The organism is Denitrobaculum tricleocarpae (assembly GCF_007004665.1).
In the GTDB taxonomy this organism is placed as follows: domain Bacteria; phylum Pseudomonadota; class Alphaproteobacteria; order Kiloniellales; family Kiloniellaceae; genus Denitrobaculum; species Denitrobaculum tricleocarpae.
Map to the genome: position 1 here is coordinate 56694 of NZ_ML660058.1, position 23541 is coordinate 80234.

General features: G+C 60.1%; 20 protein-coding genes. 8 read left to right on the forward strand and 12 right to left on the reverse strand.

Features of this window, described 5'->3' with window-relative positions; genetic code table 11:
- Nucleotides 1-409 precede the first annotated feature (409 nt).
- On the forward strand, nt 410-3376 hold the full coding sequence (locus FKG95_RS19330) for a PAS domain-containing sensor histidine kinase (RefSeq protein ID WP_142898063.1): 2967 nt from the start codon (nt 410-412) through the stop codon (nt 3374-3376).
- A 243-nt stretch (nt 3377-3619) separates the two neighbouring features.
- Here the strand turns inward: FKG95_RS19330 and FKG95_RS19335 are convergent, their stop codons facing one another.
- Nucleotides 3620-4051 carry an Lrp/AsnC family transcriptional regulator gene (locus FKG95_RS19335; RefSeq protein ID WP_142898064.1) on the reverse strand — a complete coding sequence of 144 codons (432 nt, stop codon included), beginning with the start codon at nt 4049-4051 and terminating at the stop codon, nt 3620-3622.
- A gap of 127 nt (nt 4052-4178) precedes the next feature.
- Here FKG95_RS19335 and FKG95_RS19340 point away from each other — a divergent pair, with 127 nt between their 5' ends.
- Entirely contained in the window at nt 4179-5321 is a 1143-nt protein-coding gene (locus FKG95_RS19340) for a saccharopine dehydrogenase family protein (protein ID WP_142898065.1), read from the forward strand.
- 40 nt (nt 5322-5361) lie between these two features.
- Here the strand turns inward: FKG95_RS19340 and FKG95_RS19345 are convergent, their stop codons facing one another.
- Nucleotides 5362-6090, reverse strand: coding sequence for a hypothetical protein (locus tag FKG95_RS19345; protein ID WP_142898066.1), 729 nt, complete (start codon nt 6088-6090; stop codon nt 5362-5364).
- Nucleotides 6091-6441: 351 nt separating this feature from the next.
- Between FKG95_RS19345 and cysD the strand changes: the two genes are divergently transcribed.
- Both cysD and cysN read left to right on the forward strand, forming a co-directional pair.
- On the forward strand, nt 6442-7359 hold the full coding sequence (gene cysD, locus FKG95_RS19350; protein WP_281281487.1) for a sulfate adenylyltransferase subunit CysD: 918 nt from the start codon (nt 6442-6444) through the stop codon (nt 7357-7359).
- A complete protein-coding gene (gene cysN / locus FKG95_RS19355; protein WP_142898068.1) occupies nt 7359-9335 on the forward strand; it encodes a sulfate adenylyltransferase subunit CysN in 1977 nt (658 codons plus the stop codon). The genes cysD and cysN overlap by 1 nt, the downstream gene beginning before the upstream one ends.
- A gap of 49 nt (nt 9336-9384) precedes the next feature.
- Here the strand turns inward: cysN and FKG95_RS19360 are convergent, their stop codons facing one another.
- The 3 genes from FKG95_RS19360 to hutH form a co-directional block, all read right to left on the reverse strand.
- Nucleotides 9385-10461 carry an NAD(P)/FAD-dependent oxidoreductase gene (locus FKG95_RS19360; RefSeq protein WP_142898069.1) on the reverse strand — a complete coding sequence of 359 codons (1077 nt, stop codon included), beginning with the start codon at nt 10459-10461 and terminating at the stop codon, nt 9385-9387.
- A gap of 516 nt (nt 10462-10977) precedes the next feature.
- The gene (locus FKG95_RS19365; protein ID WP_246116829.1) at nt 10978-11439 is read right to left on the reverse strand and encodes a MarR family winged helix-turn-helix transcriptional regulator; all 462 of its coding nucleotides are present in this window, start codon (nt 11437-11439) and stop codon (nt 10978-10980) included.
- A 198-nt stretch (nt 11440-11637) separates the two neighbouring features.
- Nucleotides 11638-13146, reverse strand: a complete 1509-nt coding sequence (gene hutH, locus FKG95_RS19370) for a histidine ammonia-lyase (protein ID WP_142898070.1) — start codon at nt 13144-13146, stop codon at nt 11638-11640.
- Between the two features lie 158 nt (nt 13147-13304).
- Between hutH and FKG95_RS19375 the strand changes: the two genes are divergently transcribed.
- From FKG95_RS19375 to FKG95_RS19385, 3 genes are all read left to right on the forward strand, one after another.
- On the forward strand, nt 13305-13937 hold the full coding sequence (locus FKG95_RS19375; RefSeq protein WP_142898071.1) for a YcgN family cysteine cluster protein: 633 nt from the start codon (nt 13305-13307) through the stop codon (nt 13935-13937).
- Nucleotides 13927-14640 carry a hypothetical protein gene (locus tag FKG95_RS19380; RefSeq protein ID WP_142898317.1) on the forward strand — a complete coding sequence of 238 codons (714 nt, stop codon included), beginning with the start codon at nt 13927-13929 and terminating at the stop codon, nt 14638-14640. The genes FKG95_RS19375 and FKG95_RS19380 overlap by 11 nt, the downstream gene beginning before the upstream one ends.
- Before the next feature lie 118 nt (nt 14641-14758).
- On the forward strand, nt 14759-15463 hold the full coding sequence (locus FKG95_RS19385) for a glutamine amidotransferase-related protein (protein ID WP_142898072.1): 705 nt from the start codon (nt 14759-14761) through the stop codon (nt 15461-15463).
- 73 nt (nt 15464-15536) lie between these two features.
- On the opposite strand, the gene FKG95_RS19390 is transcribed toward FKG95_RS19385, so the two are convergent.
- Nucleotides 15537-16088 (reverse strand): hypothetical protein, encoded by a 552-nt coding sequence (locus FKG95_RS19390; protein WP_142898073.1) that lies wholly within the window; start codon nt 16086-16088, stop codon nt 15537-15539.
- 538 nt (nt 16089-16626) lie between these two features.
- On the opposite strand from FKG95_RS19390, the gene FKG95_RS19395 reads away from it, so the two are divergent.
- Nucleotides 16627-17529: a transcriptional regulator GcvA gene (locus FKG95_RS19395; RefSeq protein WP_142898074.1), complete on the forward strand. Its 903-nt coding sequence runs from the start codon at nt 16627-16629 to the stop codon at nt 17527-17529.
- A gap of 36 nt (nt 17530-17565) precedes the next feature.
- Here the strand turns inward: FKG95_RS19395 and FKG95_RS19400 are convergent, their stop codons facing one another.
- The 6 genes from FKG95_RS19400 to FKG95_RS19425 form a co-directional block, all read right to left on the reverse strand.
- Nucleotides 17566-18006, reverse strand: coding sequence for a thermonuclease family protein (locus tag FKG95_RS19400; RefSeq protein ID WP_142898075.1), 441 nt, complete (start codon nt 18004-18006; stop codon nt 17566-17568).
- A gap of 63 nt (nt 18007-18069) precedes the next feature.
- Entirely contained in the window at nt 18070-18393 is a 324-nt protein-coding gene (locus FKG95_RS19405) for an antibiotic biosynthesis monooxygenase family protein (RefSeq protein WP_142898076.1), read from the reverse strand.
- Nucleotides 18374-19219 carry a DUF1194 domain-containing protein gene (locus FKG95_RS19410; RefSeq protein WP_179954177.1) on the reverse strand — a complete coding sequence of 282 codons (846 nt, stop codon included), beginning with the start codon at nt 19217-19219 and terminating at the stop codon, nt 18374-18376. The genes FKG95_RS19405 and FKG95_RS19410 overlap by 20 nt, the downstream gene beginning before the upstream one ends.
- A gap of 215 nt (nt 19220-19434) precedes the next feature.
- Nucleotides 19435-20568 carry a nickel/cobalt transporter gene (locus FKG95_RS29735; protein WP_179954178.1) on the reverse strand — a complete coding sequence of 378 codons (1134 nt, stop codon included), beginning with the start codon at nt 20566-20568 and terminating at the stop codon, nt 19435-19437.
- Nucleotides 20569-20633: 65 nt separating this feature from the next.
- Entirely contained in the window at nt 20634-21257 is a 624-nt protein-coding gene (locus FKG95_RS19420) for a DUF1007 family protein (RefSeq protein ID WP_179954179.1), read from the reverse strand.
- Nucleotides 21258-21439: 182 nt separating this feature from the next.
- Nucleotides 21440-23437: a PhoX family protein gene (locus FKG95_RS19425; RefSeq protein ID WP_142898079.1), complete on the reverse strand. Its 1998-nt coding sequence runs from the start codon at nt 23435-23437 to the stop codon at nt 21440-21442.
- Nucleotides 23438-23541: the final 104 nt, after the last annotated feature.

The following is a 23541-nucleotide window of genomic DNA, read 5'->3' on the forward strand; positions in this document are numbered from 1 at the left end:
TCAAAGAAGCGCGTCTCCTTGCATATTTCCATGGAATGAGCGGCCTTGAGCTTCGTCGCTCGCGACAACTGCTGTCTGAATTGCGACAAAGCGTCACGCAATCGTCTGCCCGCGGTCCGCGAAGGCAGGATCCGGTGATGTTTCACCGCGAACCCGGAAGCGAATCGCAAGGACACCGGACTCCGATCCCGACCCCTTTTTCAGACAACGGCAAGGCCAGATGTCTGGCGCTTCAAGTCTCGGCGGCGCTGCTCTTGGTGAGACTTAAGCTCTGGTAAATATTAACTCTTTTTTCATTCATATGTGGTCTCTTTGTTAACCTTAACAAAACTCTAATGCTCGGTAATTGCTGCGGCGTGAAGTGATATCGAAGGTTGGGAGAGACTGTTTGGTCACGAGACCTTGGACAATGAGAACGATGTTTGGACGCCTGACGACTGCGCTCGGAAATCTGTGGCCGTCGACGCGGAAACTGCCGTTACGCCTGCCCTCAACGCTGAGGCCCAAATGGGCGTCCATTGACGACGGCAAGAACAGCGACCGGGACCTGCGCCGCAATTTCAACGTTTTCTCTCTGATTCTTTTCGTTCTGTCCTGCAGTGTGCTGGGCGGCTGGGCCTTTACGACTTACCACGAAGTGCGCCGGGAGGTCCGTCATCAGCTCAAGTCGGCGCTCGACGACGCCGCCGTTCCGGTCGGTCTCTTTTTCGCCGATCACGAGGCAGTCCTGCGCGAGATTGAGTGGGGCAGCCTGGTCAACGAGCAGTCCGCCGAGCCGCTGGCCAGCGAATCGCTCACCCAGATCCTCGGGCACTGGCGGCAGGCGGCCATGCTGGAGGCCGACGGACAGGTCAGCGAGAATTGGGCGGCCATTCCGCTTCCCGGCGAAAACGAGTTGCAATCCCTCTTCGCGGAGGCTGCTGAGGAGCGCCGGACGGTCCTGAGTTCGCCCTTCAATATCGATGGAACCTGGTTCGCCACCCTGGTCCGCCAGGCCCGCTATGGGGATTCTTCCAAGTTCGTGGCCGCGAGTTTTCCGATCCGCTCCTTACTGGAGTGGTGGTCCGGCCTGGTGCTTCCGGCCGGAACCAAACTGACCCTCATGACGCAGGACGGCCGCGTCTGGGTGGAACGGCCTCAACCGGAGGCCAGCGACGAAAACACCCTGAACGTCGAAATGCTGTTTGGTCTGGTTGGCGATGCGGAGCGGACATCCGGCAGTAAAGTCTTCAAGGATGACAAAGGCGGTTTGAAGCCGGAAGTCCTGGCCTGGCGCGCCCTGGATCATTTCGGCCAGATTCTGCTCGCGACTCTGTCGTCGGATGATATCTCGTCCATCTGGCGGCAGCGTTTTCTCACCACCTGGATCTTCGCCGCGGCAGCCAGCCTGGCGTTTCAGCTTGCAACCCTCCTGATTGGCCGCTCCGTCGTGCGTGAAGCCCGGCACCGTGAAGCCATGCTGCAGGCCGTGAGTGACAGCGAAGACCGTTTGCGCGATATCGCCAATGCCGCGTCGGACTGGTTTTGGGAAATGGGGCCGAACCTCAGTTTTACCTACGTTTCCGACCGGGTGCGCGAGGCCACCGGTATGGATCCCTCCAGTTTCATCGGCCACCGCGTGTTCGAGGTGCTAGATCCCCGGGTCGATCCGGCAGCGGCCCAGGCCCATCAGGACGATCTGGAGCGGCAGGCGGGCTTTCGCGACTTTACCTATCGAATCGACCTGACCGACGGCCACGTGCGCTGGATCAAGCTGAGCGGCAAACCGCGCTTCGGGATGAATGGCGCGTTCCTGGGATACCGGGGCACGGGCACCGACATTACCGTCGAACGCATGGTCGCCGAACGCGCCGCGGCGGCTCAGGCGCGACTGACGCGGGCGATCGAGAGCAGCTCGGACGGGGTCACACTGTTCGATTCCTCCGAACGTCTGATCCTCTGCAACCGGCGTTTCCGGGAACTCTTCTTCCCGGGCATGGAAAAGCTGGTGCAGCCCGGCGCCAGCTTCACCGATATCGCCATGCTCCATGCCAAGGCGGGCCGCAATCTGGAAGCGGCGAAGCACCCCAGATCCTGGGTGGCCAAACAGGCCCGGCTCAGGGCCAAAAACGAAGCGCATGAGATCCGTCTGGATGGCGACCGCTGGATTCATGCCGAGCATTTCCGCACCCCTGAGGGAGATACCATCAGCCTCTACAGCGATATCACGCCCTTTAAGCGCCGCGAAAAGGAGCTGATGCTGCTGGCGGCCGAGAACACGCGGCTTGCGGCGGCAGTGAACGGCACCGAGGCCGGAGTGATCATCTCCGACCCGCGTCAGCCGGGGGATCCCACGATCTTTGTGAATCCCGCCTTTACCCGTCTGACCGGTTACGAGCCCGGCGATGTCCTGGGCAAAAACTGCTGGTTCCTGCAGGGGCCCGAGACGGATCCCGCGACCCTCGAGACGCTTGAGAGCGGCCTGAAGAGTCACAACCCCGTACGTGTCGATATCATGAACTACCGCAAGGACGCTTCGGTGTTCTGGAGCCGCCTGGTGGTCAATCCGGTTTTCGATGACGACGGGACGGTGCTGTACCACGTCGGTGTTCATACAGACATTTCGGAGCAAAAACGGGTCGAGAGCGAACTGGTAGAGACCAAGGAGCATGCCGAGGTCGCCAACCGGGCCAAGTCCGACTTCCTGGCGGTGATGAGCCATGAGCTCCGGACGCCGCTGAATGCGGTAATCGGCTTCTCTGAATTCCTGACCATGGAGATGCTCGGTCCGCTGGGCCATGCCCGCTACAAGAGCTATGCGGACGACATAAAGTCATCCGGCCTTCATCTGCTCGATCTGATCAACGATATCCTGGATCTCTCCAAGGCCGAAGCCGACAAGATCGAGCTTCATGAGGAACCGCTGGATCTCGGCGCCACGGCCGAACACTGTCTTGCCATGGTGCGCAGCCGGGCGGACCACGCCAAGGTCACGCTGATCAATGAACTGCCCGCGCGCCTGCCCTCGCTCCTGGCCGATGAACGCAGGGTGAAACAGATCCTGCTCAACCTGCTCAGCAATGCGGTGAAGTTCACGCCGGCCGAGGGCTCGGTCCGGGTCTTTGTGGAAAACACCCGGGGCAAGATCAAGCTCGTGGTCGAGGATACCGGCATTGGTATCGCGGCGGCGGACATTCCCAAGATCCTGGAGCCCTTCGGCCAGGTCGACAGCACGGTCAGCCGGGAACATGAAGGCACCGGTCTGGGGCTGCCGCTTTCCAAGCGCCTTGCCGAACTTCACGACGCCACCTTCGCTGTCGAGAGCGTGCCGGGGCAGGGGACGTCGGTCTCCGTGACCTTCCCGTCGCACCGCATCCTGCGAAAGAAGGCTGCTTAGAAACGCTGGGTGCCGGAAAGAGGGGCGGGCGAAGCTAGACCGGCATCTTGCCCGCGAGCGCGCGCAGCGCAGGGGGCATTCCAAGCCTGCTGCGGAATATTTTATTTATTAAAACACAATGTGATAAATGACTTTTCTCATCTCATTTATTAGAATTCTGATTTTGAATTTAGAATTCGGAATTTGAAGTTTAAAATTCGAAAAAACTTCAAGCGGGTTGGTCGCGGTTTGTCTGTGTCTGACTTAGCGCGCAAACTTCGTGGAGAGGATAATCGACGAGGTCGTTTTGCGGATGCCGGGCAGGGCGCCGATTTCATCGAGCAGCGCGTCAATCCGTTCGGTCGTCTGGCAGGAAAGAACAGCGATCAAGTCATAGGGGCCGCTGACCGCGTAGAGCGAAGTCACTTCCGAGAAGGCGCGCAGGCCGGCGGCGACCCGGCTGGAGAGCTTGGGCGCGACCGAGATCATGACATGCGCCTTGATCCGGCTGCGCTCATATTCATCACTCATGCGCAGGGTGTAACCGTTGATTACGCCGCTGCGTTCGAGCCTCTCGATCCTGCTTTGAATCGTTGAACGCGAAACGCCGAGGGTTCTGGCAATGGACGAGGTGGGTTCTCGGGCATTGTTTTTCAGCAGTTCCAAAAGCTTAAGATCTTTTTCATCTATTGGCATATTTATGGTTACCGTCGTTAAATTGCCTAGATTATATCGTTATTTCGACAGATTGGTCACTTCATTTCGACAGAGTTCCGCGGTTTCATAGAGTGAGATTTACCCGGTAACTGCTTGAGGTGTCCAAATGTCCGCTTCTTACACATCCCCCGACGCCCCGCCCTGCGGCGCAGGTGTGAACGGCGACCAGACCACCCGGTCGCTCATTGTCGGTGGGGGCAAAATCGGTGAAGCGATTACGGCTTTGCTCTGCGGAACCAACGACTACGCGGTCACTATCGCGGACCGGGATGGTCAGGCGCTCGAGCGCCTCAAGGGCACCTGGAACGGCAAGATCTCAACGCGCTGCCTGGATGTCAGCGATGGCCGCGCCATGCGCGAGGCGATCGCCGGCCATGACGTGGTGCTGAACGCCGGACCCTTCAGCCTGACCCCGGTGGTGGCCGAGGCGGCGAAGGACTGCGGAGCGGGTTACTTCGATCTGACCGAGGACGTCGCTAGTACACGCTGCGTGAAAGGCCTGTCCGAGGGCGCGAATTCGGTCTTTGTACCACAGTGCGGCCTGGCGCCGGGGTATATCTCTATTGTGGCCAACGACCTCGCCAAACGCTTCGACGAGATCCACGAGATCCGGATGCGTGTGGGGGCATTGCCGCAGTATCCCTCGAACGCGCTCAAATACAACATGACCTGGAGTACCGAGGGCCTGATCAACGAATACTGCAACCCCTGCGAAGCCATCCATGAAGGCGAGATGCGCGAGGTTCTGCCGCTGGAGGGATTGGAGGAGTTCGCTCTGGACGGCGTGACCTATGAGGCCTTCAACACCTCCGGTGGACTGGGCACGCTGTGCGAGAGCTACGCCGGGAAAGTCCGGGATCTGAACTACAAGACCATTCGCTACCCGGGCCACAACGCGATCATCAAGCTGCTGTTGAACGACCTCGGGCTCTCATCGCACCGGGATCTGCTGAAGTCGGTCCTGGAAACTTCTGTGCCCGCGACCCCGCAGGATGTGATCGTCATCTTTGTGACCGTCAGCGGCATGCAGAATGGCCGCCTGACCCAGGAGTCCTATGCCAAGAACGTTTACGGCAAAGAGCTCGGCGGGCAGCGCTGGAGTGCCATCCAATTGACCACGGCGGCGGGAATCTGCGCCATGGTCGATCTGGTGCGCGGCGGACACCTGCCTGCGCAGGGGCTGGTCAAGCAGGAGCAGGCCGACCTCAGCCTCTTTCTTGAGAACCGCTTCGGTCAGTATTACGTTTGAGCCTCGGGGGTATTCCCGGGCCTCGCCGCCCTGAGTCGTATCAGGTCTGTGCGACCTCGCCGGATCCGGCACGAAGGAAGGCGTTGGACAGCACAACGGCAACCATAATCGTGCCGAGAGCCTGGATAAGGTAGCCAAGGATCAGGATGGCAAACATCGGCACATTCGGGATGTAAATCGCGTTGAGAAGGTCCGTGTGCGGATCCATGTAGATGCTGCCGCCAAGGATGACCACGTAGGCCAGTGCGAAAGTGACGACCGGGCCGGCGATCAGCCGGCTCGCGGTCCAGAAGAATTGGCGCCAGCCCCGCGCCAGTGCCGGGCCGAGACCGCGTGCGCGGTCCGCGACGAAAGCCGGCAGCAGGCTCCCGAACAACGAGAAGACAATGACGAAGCAGGCGGCCAAGGCCAGGCCGATGATTCCCCAGGTGGCCAGCACCTGGCTCCATGTCACGGCATCGAGCAGCCTTCCAATGAACGGGAATACCAGGATCACAGCCGGTATCGCGAATATCACCCCGATTCCGAAGGTGCGCAATGCAAAGCCCAGAATGCGCATGTTATCCGCAGTCTTGTCGCGGTTCTTGGGCAGGAGGAGTTCCGCATGTGCATTAAAGGCAAGGTAAGACCAGATGAGAACCGACACGAATATGTGTCCGCTGCCGATCGGAAACTTCTCCTGGGCGATGACCAGGAGGATCTCTCCGACCACGGCGATTGCCACGTAGCTCAGCAGTGCTTTGAAAAGCCTGAAGGATGTCTGGTACATAGAGCTCTTTTTCCGTCGATGTTTGAAACCGGCCCCGGCAAGTAACACTCGGTCCGTCCACCACACTAGTAGGCACGGGCGTTACTCACGATCAAGCTCGCGACTCTATTGAGTCCGTCCCCGCAGGTCTCATGCCCAGACTTATCTCGGCTGACCAGCTTGACAGCCGGTGAAGGTGTATTCCGCTTTGAAGTGGGAGACCGGGTTGGTCTGCATGTGTGAAAACCATGCAATCTTGGGTCGATATCTTCAAGGGCGGCGGAAAGCGGTTTAAGAAACCGCGCTGCCCCACTATAAGCACTTGCATAGCCGGTGGCCGACATCGGATCTTGGCGGCGCTGGGTAAAACAACTGAATAAGAGTGCCATGCAAAGTCTTTCCCACCTGGACCGGCTCGAGGCGGAGTCTATTCACATTATCCGCGAGGTTGCGGCCGAGTTCCGCAACCCGGTGATGCTCTATTCCATCGGCAAGGATTCGGCGGTGATGCTGCATCTGGCCATGAAAGCCTTCGCGCCGGGTGTCCCGCCCTTTCCGCTGCTGCACGTGGATACGACCTGGAAGTTCCGGGAAATGATTATCTTCCGGGATCAGCTGGCGGCCCGGCTGGGCCTGGAGCTGATCGTGAACATCAACCAGGACGGCGTTGCGCGCGGCATCGGTCCCATTAGCCATGGCTCGAAACTTCACACCGATGTCATGAAGACGGAGAGCCTGAAGCAGGCTCTCGACAAGCACGGTTTCGATGCGGCCTTTGGCGGCGCGCGGCGCGATGAGGAGAAATCGCGTGCGAAGGAACGGGTTTTTTCCTTCCGTTCGAAGTCTCACCGCTGGGATCCCAAGACCCAGCGCCCGGAACTCTGGAACCTCTACAACACCCGGATTTCCTCCGGCGAGAGCGTCAGGGTTTTTCCGATCTCCAATTGGACGGAACTCGATGTCTGGCAATATATTCACCGTGAAAACATTCCGCTCGTGCCGTTGTACTTTGCCGCGATGCGGCCCGTCGTCGAGCGCGACGGGGTGCTTGTGATGGTGGATGACGAGCGTTTGCCGCTTGCACCGGGCGAAGTGCCGGAGGAGAAGCTGGTGCGCTTTCGCACCCTTGGCTGCTATCCCCTGACCGGTGCGGTGGAGTCTTCGGCCAAGACCGTGCCGGATATCATTCTGGAACTCCTGCAGAGCCGGGGCTCGGAGCGGCAGGGGCGGGTGATCGACCAGGATCAGATCGGCTCAATGGAAAAGAAAAAGCAGGAGGGCTATTTCTGATGCGCACCTCTCATCCAGCAACGACCGATGCGGCAAAAATCGCCAGGCAAAGCACGGCCACGCAAAATACTGGCGTGCCGCAGAACGGGACTGCGGAGATCGATATCGAGGCTTTCCTCAAAGCACAGGATGCGAAAGACCAGTTGCGCTTCATCACCTGCGGATCGGTGGACGACGGAAAATCGACGCTGCTCGGGCGCCTGCTTTACGACTCCAAAACCGTGTTCGAGGATCAACTGTCGGCGACGGCCACCGAGAGCAAAAAGTACGGCACCCAGGGCGAGAAGGTCGATCTCGCGCTGCTGGTTGACGGACTGCAGGCCGAGCGTGAGCAGGGCATCACGATCGACGTCGCCTACCGCTACTTTGAGACCGACAAGCGCAAGTTTATCGCGGCCGATACGCCCGGGCATGAGCAGTACACCCGCAACATGGCAACCGGCGCTTCGACCGCTGATCTGGCGGTTATTCTGATCGATGCCCGCAGAGGTATTCTGACTCAGACCCGGCGCCATTCTTACATTGTGTCCCTGCTCGGCATCCGGCAGGTGGTGCTGGCGGTCAACAAGATGGATCTGGTTGACTATGACCAGTCCACCTTCGACGCCATCTTTGAGGAATATGTCGCTTTCGCGGAGGAACTGAACCTCGCGGCGGTTCACGCCATCCCCCTCTCGGCGCTGACCGGGGAGAATGTGTTCACTCCCTCGGAGACGATGGCCTGGTACGACGGACCCACGCTTATGGCCACCCTGGAAGATATTGAGCTTACCGGCGAGCGGGCGGAACAAGCACGTGAAAGGCCTTTCCGTCTTCCGGTCCAATGGGTCAACCGCCCCAATCAGGATTTCCGTGGCTTCAGCGGCACCGTCGCGTCCGGCAGCGTGTCCGTAGGAGATCCGATCCTTGCAAGCCTCTCGGGCAAGACATCGCAGGTGAAGGGCATTGTCGGCCCGGCGGGTGAGCTTGAGCGGGCGGTTGCCGGTCAGGCGGTAACGATCTCGCTGCGGGACGAAATCGACATCAGCCGCGGGGATCTCCTGGCGCATCCGAAGTCCGCGCCCGACACCGTCGATCAGTTCGCCGCGCACATCATCTGGATGGATAGTGATTCGATGCTGCCGGAGCGCACCTACGTGGCGCGTTTTGCGTCTGATCAGACGATCGCGCGGGTCACGGACCTGACCCACCTGATCGACGTGAACACCCTGGATCATTTGGCCGCCAAGACCCTTGGCCTGAACGATGTCGGGTACTGCAAGATCGCCCTGGACCGGCCGGTTGCCTTTGACGCCTATAAGGATAACCGCCAGACCGGCGCTTTCATCCTGATCGACAAGTTCACCAATGCCACTGTTGCCGCGGGCATGATCGACTTCCCTCTGCGCCGCGCCAGCAATATCGAATGGCACGATATGAAGGTCGACAAGGTGGCCCGAGCCGCCGCCAACGCGCAGAAACCCTGTGTCCTCTGGTTCACGGGTCTGTCCGGTTCGGGCAAGTCGACCGTCGCGGACCGCCTGGAACAAAAGCTCCACGCCATGGGCAGGCGAACCTATCTGCTCGACGGTGACAATGTCCGTCACGGCCTGAACAAGGATCTGGGTTTTACCGACCAGGACCGGGTGGAGAACATCCGCCGGGTGGCGGAGGTCGCGAAGCTGATGGTGGACGCGGGCCTGATCGTGCTGGCGTCTTTCATTTCGCCCTTCCGCTCGGAGCGGCAAATGGCGCGGGCGCTGATGGACGAGAGCGAGTTCGTCGAAGTCTATGTCGACACGCCGCTTGAGATCTGTGAGGCGCGCGATCCCAAAGGGCTCTACAAGAAAGCCCGGGCCGGCGAGCTGAAAAACTTCACTGGTATCGATTCAGACTACGAAGCGCCTGTGAACGCCGAGATTGTCCTCAATAGCGGCGAGGTCGATCCCGATACTCTTGCCGACCAGATCATCGCCTATCTGGACAGCCACGCCTAATCCCTTAAGTCCACTCAAGATTCCTCCGGCCAGTCCGAGGCACGAGAGCTCAGGAGACTCCGAGTTTTTTCTGCAGGCTCGAGCTCGAGGTCGTGTACTGGAAGCGCAGCTTCTGGTCCGGGTGAATGATCCGGAAGGCCTGTTGCGCCATCAGGGCCGCTTCGTGGAAGCCGGAGAGGATCAGTTTCAGCTTGCCCGGATAGTGGTTGATGTCGCCGATGGCGAAGATGCCGGGCTGGCTGGTTTCGAACTTCTCGGTGTCGACGGGGATCAGGTTCTCATGCAGGTTCAGCCCGAACTCCGCGACCGGCCCCAGTTTCATGGTCAGGCCATAGAATGCCAGCAGTGTGTCGCAGGCGACCTGGAACTCACCCTGTTCCTTGTTTTTCAGAGTGACGGCTTCAAGCTGTCCGTTCTCTCCGTGTAAGGCGGCAACCTGGGCAATGTGCAGGGTCATGCCGCCCGCCGCGACCAGGTCTCTCATCTTATTGACCGAGTCCGGTGCGGCGCGGAACTCGTCGCGCCGGTGCACCAGTGCCATCTGCCTTGCGAGGGGTTGCAGGTTGACGGTCCAGTCCAGCGCGGAATCACCCCCGCCAGCAATCAGGATGTTCTTGTCGCGGAACTGTTCCATCTTGCGTACGGCGTAGTGCACCGATGTGCCTTCAAAGTCTTCAATGCCTTTGATAGGCGGCTTTTTAGGGACGAAGCTGCCACCACCGGCAGCGATTACGACGACCGGCGCCTGTAAGACCGTGCCTGTATCGCTGGTCAGCCGCCAGCGGCCGTCGTCCATCTTCTCAAGCTTCTCCGCCATCTGCGAAAAGTGGAACTCCGGCGAGAAGGGTTTGGCTTGCTCAATCAAACGGTCGGTCAGTTCCTGGCCGGTGCAGATCGGCAGGGCCGGGATGTCGTAGATCGGCTTTTCCGGGTAGAGCTCCGCACATTGCCCGCCGGGACGGTCCAGGATGTCGATCAAATGGCACTTGAGGTCCAGCAGGCCGAGTTCGAAGACGGCAAAGAGACCGACCGGTCCGGCGCCGATGATGATGACGTCCGTATCAATGGCGGGGATATCTGTGGCTGGAATGTCTGTGTCGGGGGTACCGGCGGCGGGGTTTATCATGCTGCTTAATCCAGTCTCGCGGGAGGGTTGCTGCGTTTCCCGATCCGGCGAAATGCGGTCAGGCACTGGTCAAACTTAGACTGGATCCGGTTTGGCTGGAACAGCTTTGTGGCGCTGCGATCGCATGTGATTCGCTTCACCATCTTAGCGCCGCGGCAGGTGGGTCAGGCTCCCAGTCCGCAGGCAGGGACCCACTCCGACTGGACCGGCTCTGGTATCCGGCGCACTTCGTTCTCGTTAAGACCCGTTTCGTTCTCATTGAGAACCGGTGCGCCCGGTCAGTGTGGAAGTGCAGCAAAAGGACAGTCTATGAACAGGCGACAACCCGCCATGAACAGTCATATGAGCGGACCGTCCCTGGTCGGGTTGTCACTTGAGGTGCTTTCGTCCAGCGCAGCTGTCTTGTGTGATCCAGGCGGAAGGGTCGCCTGGACGGCGACAAGTTGCCTGCTTCAACCGGGCATGCCCGGTTGAACTTGGTTCTTGTTCCAGTCAGGTCCGCCGTGAGTCCCCGGCTCAGACGACCTTCTTCACCAGGCTGAGGAATTGAGCGCGTTCTTCTTCCGAGAGTGGTCCGAGAATCTCGCTATCGACCCGCTTCGCGCCAGCCAAAAGCTCCTCGACGGTTTTATACCCGAGAGGGGAGAGGCTGAGAACCATGCGGCGGCGATCCGTGGAATCCGGAATACGCTCGATCATTCCGCGCTCATGCAGCCGCCGGATGACACCTTGGATCGTTGCAGGATCCATTGCGGCATAGCGGCCGAGCTTATTCTGCGACAGTTGGCCTTTTTCGTGCAGTCTGGCCATTGCGAAGAATTGCGTTGGGGTGATCTGGTGTTCGCCCAGAACAGATAAGAAGATCGCAGAGGCCCTCTGATGAGCGCGACGGAGCAAATGGCTGATCTGTTGGTCAAGCACAAACTGCTCCTGCGAATCTTCAGGTTTATCTTCAATTGACGCCGGCAATATACTCAATTTTCTTACCTTTAGTATTCAATTTCCATCTCTCGTAGAAAGGCATTTAATCCCTTATTGGTATTAAAATTGGACCAAATGCATTTCCAATTAGTAGAAATATAGCCTCAACTATGGCGAGTGTCTACGAGTAACGACGGCGGCGTTTCTTTGACGACATTTAAAACGAATTAACACTAATAATATCACAGATTTGCGCTACAGGCAAAAGTCCCCGGAAAGTATAAGTATTTGAATTGAAACGATATCTTTTCCCATCTGTCTATCGTTGTCCAGAAAGGGTACAGATTTACGTATGAGTTGCAGATGTTTTTTTAATTCAGGGCTGCTTACCAGAGGTTGGCGTAAATCGAGCCCCTGAGCGGCGGCTAAAAGCTCGATGGCGACGACATGCGCGCTGTTCTCGACCATGTCCGAGAGACGCCGTGCAGCGTGTGTAGCCATGCTGACATGGTCCTCCTGATTGGCAGAGGTTGGCAGGCTGTCAACCGACGCAGGGTGAGCTAATCCTTTGTTTTCACTGGCAAGAGCGGCGGCTGTGACATGGGCGATCATGAAGCCTGAGTTCAATCCCGGCTCGGCGACGAGGAAGGCGGGCAGGCTGCTCATGGCGGCATCCGTCAGCAGCGCGACTCGCCGCTCGGAGAGCGCGCCAATCTCCGCAATTGCCAGCGCCAGCATATCGGCGGCAAAGGCTACGGGTTCCGCGTGAAAGTTCCCTCCGGAGAGGATTTCGCCGCTGTCGGAGAACACCAGGGGATTGTCCGAGACCGCGTTGGCTTCGCGGGTCAGGGTCTGGGCAGCCTGACCGATGATGTCGAGCGCCGCCCCCATGACCTGCGGTTGACAGCGCAGCGAATAGGGGTCCTGCACCCGGTCGCATTCCAGGTGCGAGCCGCGGATTTCGCTGCCGGCCAAAAGCCTTCTGAGCTGCGCAGCAACTTCGATCTGGCCGGGCTGGCCGCGGAGTTCGTGAATTCTGGGGTCAAAGGGTGTGTCGCTGCCCAGCGCCGCATCGACCGACATCGCCCCTGCAACCAGGGCCGAGTCAAACAGCCGTTCGGTACGAAACAGGCCTTCCAGGGCCAGCGCGGTGGAGACCTGAGTCCCGTTGAGCAGGGCCAGCCCTTCCTTGGCGTCCAGATCCACGGGCGCTATGTCAAGGGCGTCCAGGGCTTCGCTTGCGGCCATGACCCGGCCGTCCAGACTGATTTCCCCGACCCCCAGGAGCGCGCTGGATAAATGGGCCAGGGGGGCCAGATCGCCTGAAGCGCCCACAGACCCCTTAGCCGGGATGACCGGATAGGCCCTGGCGTTGAAGAGCGCGATCAAACGGTCGATAACCTCGCGCCGGATGCCTGAAAAGCCGCGCGCAAGTGCGTTGACCTTCAACAGCAGGATCAGCCGGACCACGGCGTTGGAGAGCGGTGCGCCGACCCCCGATGAATGGGACAGCACGAGGCGCCGTTGCAGTTCACTGACCTGATCGTTCGGGATCGAAGTCTTGGCGAGCACGCCGAAGCCGGTGTTCACCCCGTAGACCGTCCGTCCCTCGCGCAGCACCGTGGCGACGGTCTCGGCCGATCGGTCGATGGCCTCGGCACAGCCTGGATCAAGCTGCAGGGCCTGGTCGCCCTGCCAGACCGTCCGCAGGTCGTCCAGTGTCAGATGACCCGGTGAGAGTGTGAAGGCGCCTTTGTCAGTCATGCTCTGGCCTATAAGGTTGTATATACAACTTCTAATTCGGATTTGAGATCAGGTCAATCGTCCGTAACGGCCCCTCATCCCTGTCCGCCGGGGGGCGGATGGCCCCGGATAGCCCCGCATAGCTTGTGCATTTGCCTGGGTCGGTGTATCAGCCCTGCATGACATCCGAACTTCCCTTTTGGCAGCGCAAACCCCTGGAAGACATGAACCGGGAAGAGTGGGAATCGCTCTGCGACGGCTGCGGAAAATGCTGCCTGATCAAGCTCGAGGACGAGGACAGCGGCGACATTGTCGCGACAGATGTCACCTGCAAACTGCTGGATTTGGGCACCTGCCAGTGCAGCCAGTATCCGCAGCGTTCGAAATATGTGCCCGACTGCGTCACGCTGACACCTGAGAACATTGGATCCCTGGGCTTTATGCCGGCCACCTGCGCCTATCGTCTGCTGGCCGAGGGCAAACCGCTGGAAGACTGGCATCCGCTGGTGAGCGGAGATCCGGACTCGGTCCATCGCTCGGGAAATTCCGTGCTGAACCGGGTGGTGCCGGAGACCGAGGTCGAGGATGCCGATCTCGAGGACCACGTGATCGACTGGTTCGATGGGGAAGCCATCAAGTGGGACTTTGTCGAGGAAGACCTGAGCCCGGGTGACCCCGCTGATAAGGCCTGGAACGATGGCAGTGGGAACGATGGAAGTGGGGACGAGGGCGGTTGGGACGATGAGGCCTGGGGTGAGGAAGAGAGCCGGGGCGAACAACGGGGCCGGGGCGTTGCGGGCGATGGAGCTTGAAGCTGTCCGGCATGCGGTTGCGGCCTCGGGGCTGTCGCTCCGCGGCGGATTTCACCCTTCTGCCGAAGACGGCGTTCCGCTTCTGAAGACGGGTGCGCCCGCGCGGACGCTTTTGCTGCTGGGGAACGTCGACGACGGTATGTGGCAGGCTTTCCGGGCGTCTCCGGAAGGCCGCGACGGCGGATCGTCTCACGCGCATCCGCTGTCAGATCCTGACTTGGGGCCCCTGGATCGCTGGAGCCGCCGGGTGATCACCGGCCTGGCCGAAGACCTTGGTGCCGAGCCGGTGTTTCCCTTTGGCGGCCCGCCCTATTTTCCCTTTCAGGCCTGGGCGCGGAAATCGGAGCCGGTCTGGCCCTCGCCGCTGGGTCTGTTGGTCCAACGTGATTACGGTCTTTGGCATGCTTACCGCGGAGCGTTGTGTTTTGCGGCCCGGATTGCACTGCCGCCCAGAGATGATGGCGTCTCGCCCTGTCTGTCCTGCTCCGGTCAACCCTGCCTCTCGGCCTGTCCTGTATCCGCCTTCTCAGGCCAGGGCTATGACGTCGCGGCCTGCGCCGCACATATCGCGGGGCCCGAGGGGCGTGATTGCATGGAGCTGGGCTGCCGGGCGCGTCGCGCCTGTCCCGTGGGGAGTGACGTGCGTTACCAGCCGGAGCAGGCGGCTTTTCATATGCGCGCCTTTTTGAGCGCGCGTCCCTGAAACTGATCCGGCCACGAACCTGATCGGTTGGAGAAGAGCTCTAAGTGTTTGGTCTTTCACCAGTCACGCACTAAGTCTTTCTGGACGCGTGGTATGAGTGTTTTTAGGGGAGAGGTGAGTGGCGCGAAAAGTCATCCTGATCGATCATCCCGTCGGCAAGCGTGACGACAGGGCCTCGCGCATGATTTCCGAGCGCGGTTTCGAGGTTGAATGGATTTCTCCCGGGCGGGGTGACGAGCTCCCCGATCCTTCAAGGCTAACAGACGTTGCTGCCGCGGTGGTCTACGGCGGTCCGGAGAGCGCCAATGACGGCGAGACTGCGCCCTACATCGCTGAAGAGATCGATTGGGTCGGGCGCTGGGTCGCGGCAGAGCGACCCTATCTGGGGATCTGTCTCGGGGCGCAGATCCTGGCCCGGAGCCTCGGGGCGAAGGTGTCGATGCACCCGGAACGAAAGCATGAGATCGGCTACGTCGAGATTGAGCCCACGGCGGCGGCTGATGGTTTCCTGCAGGACCCCATGCATGTCTATCAGTGGCACAAGGAAGGCTTCGAGCTGCCGGACGGCGCCGAGCTTCTCGCCACAGGATCTGTCTTTCCCAATCAGGCTTATCGCCTGAGCCCCAGGATCTACGGAATTCAGTTTCATCCCGAAGTGACGCCGGAGATTTCCAAACGCTGGCTCACCGACGCCGCGCATATGCTGGAGGAGCCGGGTGCACACTCCGCCGAACGGCAGCTGGCGGACAGCAAACAGCATGACGCTCCGCTGGGAGATTGGCTGGGCAGGTTTCTCGACGGCTGGTTAGGCGAAAAAAGATAGGGCCTGCCTCTCGGCAGGCCCCGTCTCTCACAAGACGTCTTTCGGACCAGATTATCTTTGTGTCCGGAGCACCCTACTGAGGGATGCTGCCGCGCAGCGCAGTGGCGATCCCCTTGAGTTCACCGTTCAACTGCAGGCGCCAGGTGTCTTCGTAAGGCGTGAAGCTCAAGACCTCCATTTCAGTCACCGAGATTTCACCCGCACCGACGGTGACACGCGCCAAAACGTGCCTGACCTCGCCCTCCGGAACTGATCCAAGGATGTCGATCTGATCGAATTTAACGTTCAGATTTTGCATCTGCTGACCGAGGAAGCTCATAAACGCGCCGATGAAAGCCTCAGGGTCAAGGGCGCGAATCTCATCAATAGTCTTTGGGCCGCCGAAAACCGCATTGGTAAAATTGGGCTGTCCTGACTCGGCTTCGGCCTCAAAGATCGGCAGGATCATCGCCCTGAACTCTGCGAGGGCATCCGGATGCAGAGCGCTCGCGATGGCGCCGACCCCTTCGCTTTGCACACTGGCAAAATAATCCCTGGCAAGGGTTTCCAGTTCGGCGTCGTTTGCCGCAGCCGGGGTGGCGACGAACAACGAGAGTGCAAGCAGGCAGGCAGTTCTGAGCTTCATGTCAAATGGGTCCTGGTTTGAGGAGAGAGCGAAGGAACGATCACACAGCAACTACTAGAGCAGACGCTGTTGCCGTGTCTAGCTTGGTGATCTCCTGGCCTGTATCCTGTCCGTCGCCTGAAACCGGATGCTGAATACAGTTCATGCTCTTAAGAGTGTGGAGCAAAACGGTCTGGTTCCAACGCCGTTGCAGCGCGTACGAGACGCTTGCCCGTGAACCCGAGGGCCCTTGCGAGCCAGAGGCGTGCTCCTTTACTGACTTGGACCCGCCTGCGGCGAAGAACCATGGACCGCCTTGGCTCCTCCTGATCCGGACGTTCCCAGGGCAGGCGTTTGTCCGCAGGGATTTCAACACCGGCAGCCCGGGACATGCCGCGAAAAATGAGGTCCATGATATAACATACCTTATGTATAAGATTGGGAGATGATCTCTTTGGGTTTCCAGTCTGCTCTATTAAGTCTGCAGTAATGGTTCAGCTGACAAACGATCTCTTCTAATCAATGGATTAGAATTAATAATTTATAGGCCGAGGACAATATGCGCCGACTTCCCCCTTTGAATGCCCTGCGCTCCTTTGAGGCGGGCGCCCGAAGTCTCAGTTTCACGGAGGCCGCAAAAGAACTGAACGTCACCCAGGCGGCGGTCAGTCATCAGGTCAAGTCCCTGGAGGAACAGCTTGGCTTCAAGCTCTTTCACCGCCTCACACGGAAGCTTCTGCTGACCGATGAAGGGCAGCAGCTCCTGCCGGTGGTGAGCGAATCCTTTGACCGGATCGCCGCAACCATCCTTGATCTACAGCGCGGCGGCGACGATACGAACCTCTCGGTCTCCCTGACCCCCACCTTTTCTTCCAAGTGGCTGGTGAAACGCCTGGAACGCTTCTGGAAGCAGAATCCGGAGATCGATCTGCGTCTGCACCATTCGCTGCAATTGGTCGATTTTATCGCGGATGAAATCGATGTGGCGATTCGGGCGGGGGATGGACGCTGGCCCGGCGTGACGGCGGAGTTTCTGATCGGGGTCGACATGGTGCCGGTCTGCAGCCCCGCGCTTCTCGAGGGGCCACATCCCCTGCGCACGCCATCCGATCTGAAACACCACGACCTGCTGCACGAGGATAACCACGAGGACTGGGTCTCCTGGCTGACGCTGGCCGGTGTGACGGACGTGGATCCGCATCGGGGCACCATCATCGACGATTCCTCGGTCATGATCGAAGCGGTCGCCGGCGGCCGCGGCGTGGCGCTGGGACGGATTATGCTGATCGGGGATGACCTCGCCGCCGGCCGCCTGGTCCGGCCTTTCGATCTCTCGCTGGAATCGAGTGTCGGATACTACCTCGTCATGCCGCCCGAAGCGGGCAAGAAGGCGAAGGTTCAGGCTTTTCGGGAGTTTTTAATGGCTGAAGCCGCGACTGCCAGGACATCCGAGCGAGACTGATTCACCGGGGGCGACAGAGGGCCCGCGGGGGGCGGGTTAGTTTCTGCACCAGCCTTTTGATTCGCCGCCGTCATGAGGGCGGGCAAAGTTGGATTGGATCAGCAACTGCGCCAGATCCATCCCTTCCTGGGTCGAAATGTTCGCGCGGACGGAGCCGGCATCGTCGCCGTCGCGCACGCCGTTCAAGGAGATCAGGCTGCCGATCCGCCTCTCGGTAAAACGGCGGGCCGCGGCGGCCCGTTTGGATTCCGCCTGACACTGGCCGGGTGTCCGGGGCACGTCGAGGCTGGCCAGGCGCACAACCACCCGCAAGGTCATGCCGGGCCAGGGATAGGCGTCGACCAGCACCGTATCGCTCTCGTAGATGGCGATTACATCGGCGGGAACCGAGAGGCCGTTCGATAGGGACGGCGTTGCCGACAGGAGGAGCAGGACCGCACCGAGCGTGAAGCTTGTGTGGAGGGTTTTATATCTCATCTGCTTGCTCCTTTTCTCCCGCCAAACCTGCCCGTGTCACCGCACCGATCAAGAGTCCCCGTTTCACGACGGAGCCTGATCCCTGTCGTGCAGACCATATTGCCGCGCGACTTCCGCAACGGTCAGGCGGTAGTCGGCGAAGAGCTCGGACCGGCCGCTGTGCTGCGCCTTGCGGTGATGCTGTTCCTGCCGCCATGCTGCCACGGCTTCGGCGTCGCGCCAGAAGGAAATGGAAACGAGCTTGCCTTCGGTGGTCAGGCTCGAGAAGCGCTCGACCGAGATAAAGCCGTCGATTTTGTCCAGTTCCTTGCGCAGGTCCGCCGCGATCTCCAAGTAGTCGTCGTGGCAACCGGCTTTGGGTTCGAGTTCAAAAATCACGACGTGCATAGAGTTTCTTCTCTCCCAACTTGGATGTTTCGCTGTTCGGCGCAGTGCCGGCGTCTGCGGACGTGTGTTCGTTGCCGACAAATTCAATGCCTTCGGGAATGAGGTCATGCCCGGGGTTCCTGGAAATCAGCGGCCCGTCGATCTCGGTGATCAGCTTGATCCGGATGGCGCGGGCGAAGTCCTCGAAATCGGTCGCCGTGACCAGAAAGGCGTTGGGCCCGCCCACCACGCCGGCCTTGTAGTACGCGCCCAACCTGGGTTCTTCGTTCAGGATCGCGAGACCGTTCACGGTAATGTTCTCGGCGTTCAGGATCGCGCGCGCCACGGCCGGCTGCTTGCCCTGGTTGGCGATGCCGTCGCCGGAAACATCGACCGTGCGCCGGGTGCCGTTGTAGCCGTTGAGCTCGATCAGAGCTCTCGCGAAGAGCATCGCATCGCCGATGGCCGTTGCGCCGCCCTCGATCAGTCTCGGCGCCGTTTCGACCTGCGCCGCGAAGGCCTCCGCCGATGCGCTGTCGTTGATCCGGGTCCAGTCGATCGCCTGAACATAGGTATCCGCGCCCGACCATTGAATGAGCGTGACCACCATGCCCTTGCTGCCCAGACTCTCGATCACCGCGACCACCGCCGGGTGGCGGAAGGCTTCGGCAAAACCCGACATCTGCAGGGCATATTCGCTCTCGTTCACGCTGGAGGAGACGTCAATCGCCAACACCAGCTCCAGCACGACATTTTCCGCGGCAGCTTTAGAGATTAAACTCGGCCCGGATTGCCAGCAGGCGAGAAAGCTGAGGAAAAAGAGGCCGCGCAGGAGCACCATCCGCATACAAAAGTTTCCGGGGCATGTTAAATCGACCCTTAAAAGGATAGAGGATTTTACAGTGGCCCGGGCGGTTTTCCTGCAATCCGTCCGTGACGTTTTGCCCATCATAGGGCGTTATCGCCGTTTGGGGCGGTGCTTCATGTTGATTTAATTGGCTTTTTCAGAGCGTCTCAAAAGAGCGTGTGCTGGCGCTTCAATCTCATTCCGGGCCAGGGGAATTAGAGCAGAGTCGTCTGGTCCACTGTCGCCAGCAGCAGAATCGCCCCCGTCGCGATGACCATCAGAGACCCCATGACCGACATGCCGATTTGGACACGGCGCTGCCAGGATGACTCCTTGCCCGCGACGCGCAGAGCCACCCTGCGCGATGTGACGCTCAGAATTGCGAGTGTGGCAACTGTAAGGGCGGTCCCCAGGGCCATAGCGAAGGTTGCGGCGATGCCCGCCAGAAGCAAGCCCTGGGCGAGGGTAAAGAGCAGCACGATCACGGCGCCGGTGCAGGGACGGATACCCACGGCCAGAATGACCCCCAGGTACTGACGAACGCCCGTTTTCGTGACCGCGGCGGCGGCCACCGGTTGGTGATGGCCGTGGCAGTCGTGGGCGTGATGCTGGTGGTCATGACCGTGCCCGTGTTCATGCCCATGCCCATGCCCGTGTCCATGGTCATCGTCACGGTGTTCATGCCCCTGTCCGCCATGCCCTTGTCCGCCATGCCCGTGGTCATGCCCGCAGCCCTTGCCGCGCACGGCGCCGCTAAACATCCAAAGGCCGATCGCGATCACCAGAACGTAGCTGGCGATCTCCAGGGTCCGGGTCTGGCCGGTGACTTCCAGGCGCGAGAGATCGAGCGCGATGGCGAGCAGACCGACCAGCAGGATCGCCGATACCGCCTGAGCCGCCGAGGACAGAAAGGTCAGTTTGATCCCCCGTCGCAACTGATCTTCGCTGGCCAGCAGATAGGAGGAGATCACCATCTTGCCATGCCCCGGACCGGCAGCGTGAAAGATACCGTAAAGGAAGGACGCGAAGAGCAGGAGGTAAAGCGAGCGGTTCGTCTCGTCGCTTTTCATGTCCCGGATCACCTTGATCAGGTCCCGGTGCAGCTCCTGCTGTTTTTGCCGCACCTGCAGGATAAAGCCTTCAAGCGCCCCCGGCGCAGACTGCGGTTCCGCCGCTGGTGACAGGCCGGGCAGGGCAGGCGCGGTTGAAGGCTCTTGATCGCTACCCTGCAGGATCTGCGCGGACGCGGCATCGAGCTGCGAGGTCGCCAGGATGAGGCCGATGCCGGCAAGTGCCGCAAGACAGAGACAAAAGGAGGCGGTGATCAGGTGGCGCAGGTAAGAGGACATGAATACTTACTGTCGCGGTGTTCTGTTATGATGATCGCTGGAGGCCGGGCGCCCTGTCCGGAATATCAAGATGTGGGGCAGGGGAAGGTTACGATCGTCGGGGCGACCAGATCGAAGTAAATCCTGTTGACCTCATCCCGTCCGATCTCGTAACGGCAGGCGCGTGGCCAATCTCCCTCGAAGCGGACCGGATCCTGTTCATTGAGCAGGATCTCGATGTAGTAGTTTTCGTCATAGGTGGCGAAGGTGAGGTTCTGCGTTCGAGGGTCGACCGGCGCCTCCAGCTTAATCACAAAGTGATAGCTGATCCGCTCCAGAAAGGAGGTGGCGGTCAGGTTCTCGAAATTCAGGTTCCGAAGCCGCTCGCCGTCCAGCGTGATCCGGGTGAAATAGTCGGTGAGGCCCAGGGTATCGCGGCTGGCCTTGGCCAAAGCCGCCAGCTCATCCGGATCGAGGGTGCCGTTCTTGTTGCTGTCGAAGTCATCGATGACCAAAAAGGAATAGAGGTCGTCGAAGGTCCAATCAATCTCAAAGGCCGTCACCATGCCGCCCACGAACTGCGGCTTGACCACCGTATCGATCCAGACATGGGGATGCGGGTCAGCAGATCCGGGCGCAAGCGCGACCAGACCGGCCAGGGCAGCGGCAGGTAGAGCGCCGGTTCGTGAAAAGCGGGGCAAGAAGGTCATGGGGCCCTTGCTTAGCATAAAAAGAGTGGGGCGTTTGAGTAAATTCTATGGCCTCACAGCACGATCTCCAGGAGGTATTGTCTCGCAGGCAGCGTTTCAAGTCCGTTAAGCCCGCTGCGATGCTCAAAAAAAGGGCGGCTGGTACGCTCCAGCCGCCCTTTCCTAAAACGAGTGAGACGTGATTATACGCCGATCACGCCACCATCCTGTTTGGTGACCACCACCACTGACGGCCGCGGTGGAACGCCCTCTTTGAAGTCAGGCCAGCGGGTCGCCGGTTCCTCGAAGGTCGAGTTCTTCTCAAAGCCGGGATAGTCCTTGGTGCCGTCGGTTGCCGGATGCTGAACCGCGAGAAACAGGGACTTGTCGTCCGGTGCAAAGCGCGGACCGCACATTTCCGCACCAACCGGGACCCGGAAGAACATCTTGCCGGTGCCGCGCAGCTCGCCCTCGGTTTCCATGGCCCAGATACCGTCCGCGGTGCCTGATTTCGACCAGTTGCTGCCCTGATCGGTCGAGATCCAAAGACGTCCCATGTGATCGACCGCGCAGTTGTCCGGGGAACCGAACCAGCCGTTTTCGCTGGTGGCCGGGTTCCATTGGGCGCCGACCTCGGCAACCGAGGGATCGCCGCATTTGACGAGGATATCCCAGGCATAGCTCTCGGAGGCATGGTCGCCGTCAGGCGGCGAAAGCTCGATAATATGGCCGAAAGTGTTGGCCGGGCGGGGATTGGCGACGTTGACCTGCTCTTCCTTGCGCTTGGAATTATTGGTGCACATGACGTAGACCTTGTTGGTCTTGGCATTCGGCTCCACGTCTTCCGGCCGGTCCATGGGTGTGGCGCCCAGCAGGTCGGCGGCACGGCGGGTTTCGATCAGAACATCGCCCTGGTCGGCGAAACCGTTTGCGGCCGTCAGCGGGCCTTCGCCATGAGTCAGGGCAAGCCAGTTCATGCCGCCTTCTTCGAACTTCGCGACGTAGAGCGTGCCCTCGTCGAGCAGGTTCATGTTGGCGGCGCGGTCTTCGGCGTTGAAAGTGCCAGCACTCACGAACTTGTAGAGGTAATCGAAGCGCTGGTCGTCGCCGCAGTAGACCACGACCCGGCCGTCCTTGTTCACGATCGGCTCGGCGCCTTCGTGCTTGAAGCGCCCGAGCGCCGTCCGCTTGACCGGGGTGGAGCTGGCATCGAAAGGATCGACCTCGACCACCCAGCCGAAGCGGTTGGGCTCATTCGGCTCCTTGCTCACGTCGAAACGGTCCTCGTAGCTGCCCCAGACGTACCAGCCGCCGGGAACGCCGTAACGCTCATGGTTCGCGGCTTCCTTGTGGCCTTCGGCGACGGCTCCGTTGAAGTAGCCATGGAAGTTCTCTTCCGCCATCAGGTAGGTGCCCCAGGGGGTCATGCCGCCGGCGCAGTTGTTGATGGTGCCGATCACCTTGGTGCCGCTGGAATCAGCCGTCGTTTTCAAGCGCGCGTGCCCGGCGGCGGGGCCGGAGACCGTCATTTCAGTCGTGCTGGCCGTGATGCGACGATTGTACCGGCTATCCTTGACCAGGCCCCATTTCCCGTCGGTGCCTTTTTTGATCTCGATGACGGAACCGCCGTGCGCGGCCATCTCGATGTCGATGAGCTCCCGGGTCATGCCGGCAAATTCGGCGTCTTTGTCCTGACGGCCAAGGCCGGGGAACATGACTTCTTCGCTGGTGTACTCGTGATTGACGCACAGCAGTCCGTGGTCCGGATTATCCGAACCGTAGGGCAGGCCGACGAAACCGACGTAATCGTTATTGTAGCCGAACTGTTTGAGCTGTGCGGCGGCCGACTGCTTCATGGGGTCGAACTCAGGCGCATCGGCAAAGATCGGATCGCCCCAGCGGATCAGCACGTCCGCGTCGTAGCCTTCGGCCACGTGGTGGGTTTCGTCCACACCATGCTTGATCTCGGGGAAGCTGAAACTCGCCTTGGAGGCCAGCGCCTGCTTGCTCGTGCCGGCCATGAGCGAGGAAACGGCTGAGATTGCGGTCACCGCCAGAGCGCCCTTGAGGATATCGCGGCGTCCGAAACGGGAGGCAATCACATCGCCGATGGTCGGCGCTGTTGAGGGATTGCTGGGGATGTCTTCTGAGAGTTCAAACGCTTCCGCGCGGGTCAAACCCTGGGTGTCTTTACGTTTCATGCTGCACCTCCACTGCATGCCCGGCTGTCAGAGGAGTCACCAGTTCCAAGGTGACGGCCGGATGTTCTACCAGTCCCATCTTTGGGGAAGTCTCAGGCTTCTTG

Excerpts from the sequence above, each read along its gene's own strand:
- FKG95_RS19390 (WP_142898073.1), bottom strand. The coding sequence starts at position 16,088 with ATGAAGCTCAGAACTGCCTGCCTGCTTGCACTCTCGTTGTTCGTCGCC.
- cysN (WP_142898068.1), top strand. The coding sequence starts at position 7,359 with ATGCGCACCTCTCATCCAGCAACGACCGATGCGGCAAAAATCGCCAGG.
- FKG95_RS19405 (WP_142898076.1), bottom strand. The coding sequence starts at position 18,393 with ATGCACGTCGTGATTTTTGAACTCGAACCCAAAGCCGGTTGCCACGAC.
- FKG95_RS19410 (WP_179954177.1), bottom strand. The coding sequence starts at position 19,219 with ATGCGGATGGTGCTCCTGCGCGGCCTCTTTTTCCTCAGCTTTCTCGCC.
- FKG95_RS19425 (WP_142898079.1), bottom strand. The coding sequence starts at position 23,437 with ATGAAACGTAAAGACACCCAGGGTTTGACCCGCGCGGAAGCGTTTGAA.
- FKG95_RS29735 (WP_179954178.1), bottom strand. The coding sequence starts at position 20,568 with ATGTCCTCTTACCTGCGCCACCTGATCACCGCCTCCTTTTGTCTCTGT.
- FKG95_RS19360 (WP_142898069.1), bottom strand. The coding sequence starts at position 10,461 with ATGATAAACCCCGCCGCCGGTACCCCCGACACAGACATTCCAGCCACA.
- FKG95_RS19380 (WP_142898317.1), top strand. The coding sequence starts at position 13,927 with ATGGAGCTTGAAGCTGTCCGGCATGCGGTTGCGGCCTCGGGGCTGTCG.
- FKG95_RS19375 (WP_142898071.1), top strand. The coding sequence starts at position 13,305 with ATGACATCCGAACTTCCCTTTTGGCAGCGCAAACCCCTGGAAGACATG.
- FKG95_RS19330 (WP_142898063.1), top strand. The coding sequence starts at position 410 with ATGAGAACGATGTTTGGACGCCTGACGACTGCGCTCGGAAATCTGTGG.
- hutH (WP_142898070.1), bottom strand. The coding sequence starts at position 13,146 with ATGACTGACAAAGGCGCCTTCACACTCTCACCGGGTCATCTGACACTG.
- FKG95_RS19395 (WP_142898074.1), top strand. The coding sequence starts at position 16,627 with ATGCGCCGACTTCCCCCTTTGAATGCCCTGCGCTCCTTTGAGGCGGGC.
- FKG95_RS19335 (WP_142898064.1), bottom strand. The coding sequence starts at position 4,051 with ATGCCAATAGATGAAAAAGATCTTAAGCTTTTGGAACTGCTGAAAAAC.
- FKG95_RS19340 (WP_142898065.1), top strand. The coding sequence starts at position 4,179 with ATGTCCGCTTCTTACACATCCCCCGACGCCCCGCCCTGCGGCGCAGGT.
- FKG95_RS19400 (WP_142898075.1), bottom strand. The coding sequence starts at position 18,006 with ATGAGATATAAAACCCTCCACACAAGCTTCACGCTCGGTGCGGTCCTG.
- FKG95_RS19420 (WP_179954179.1), bottom strand. The coding sequence starts at position 21,257 with ATGACCTTCTTGCCCCGCTTTTCACGAACCGGCGCTCTACCTGCCGCT.
- FKG95_RS19345 (WP_142898066.1), bottom strand. The coding sequence starts at position 6,090 with ATGTACCAGACATCCTTCAGGCTTTTCAAAGCACTGCTGAGCTACGTG.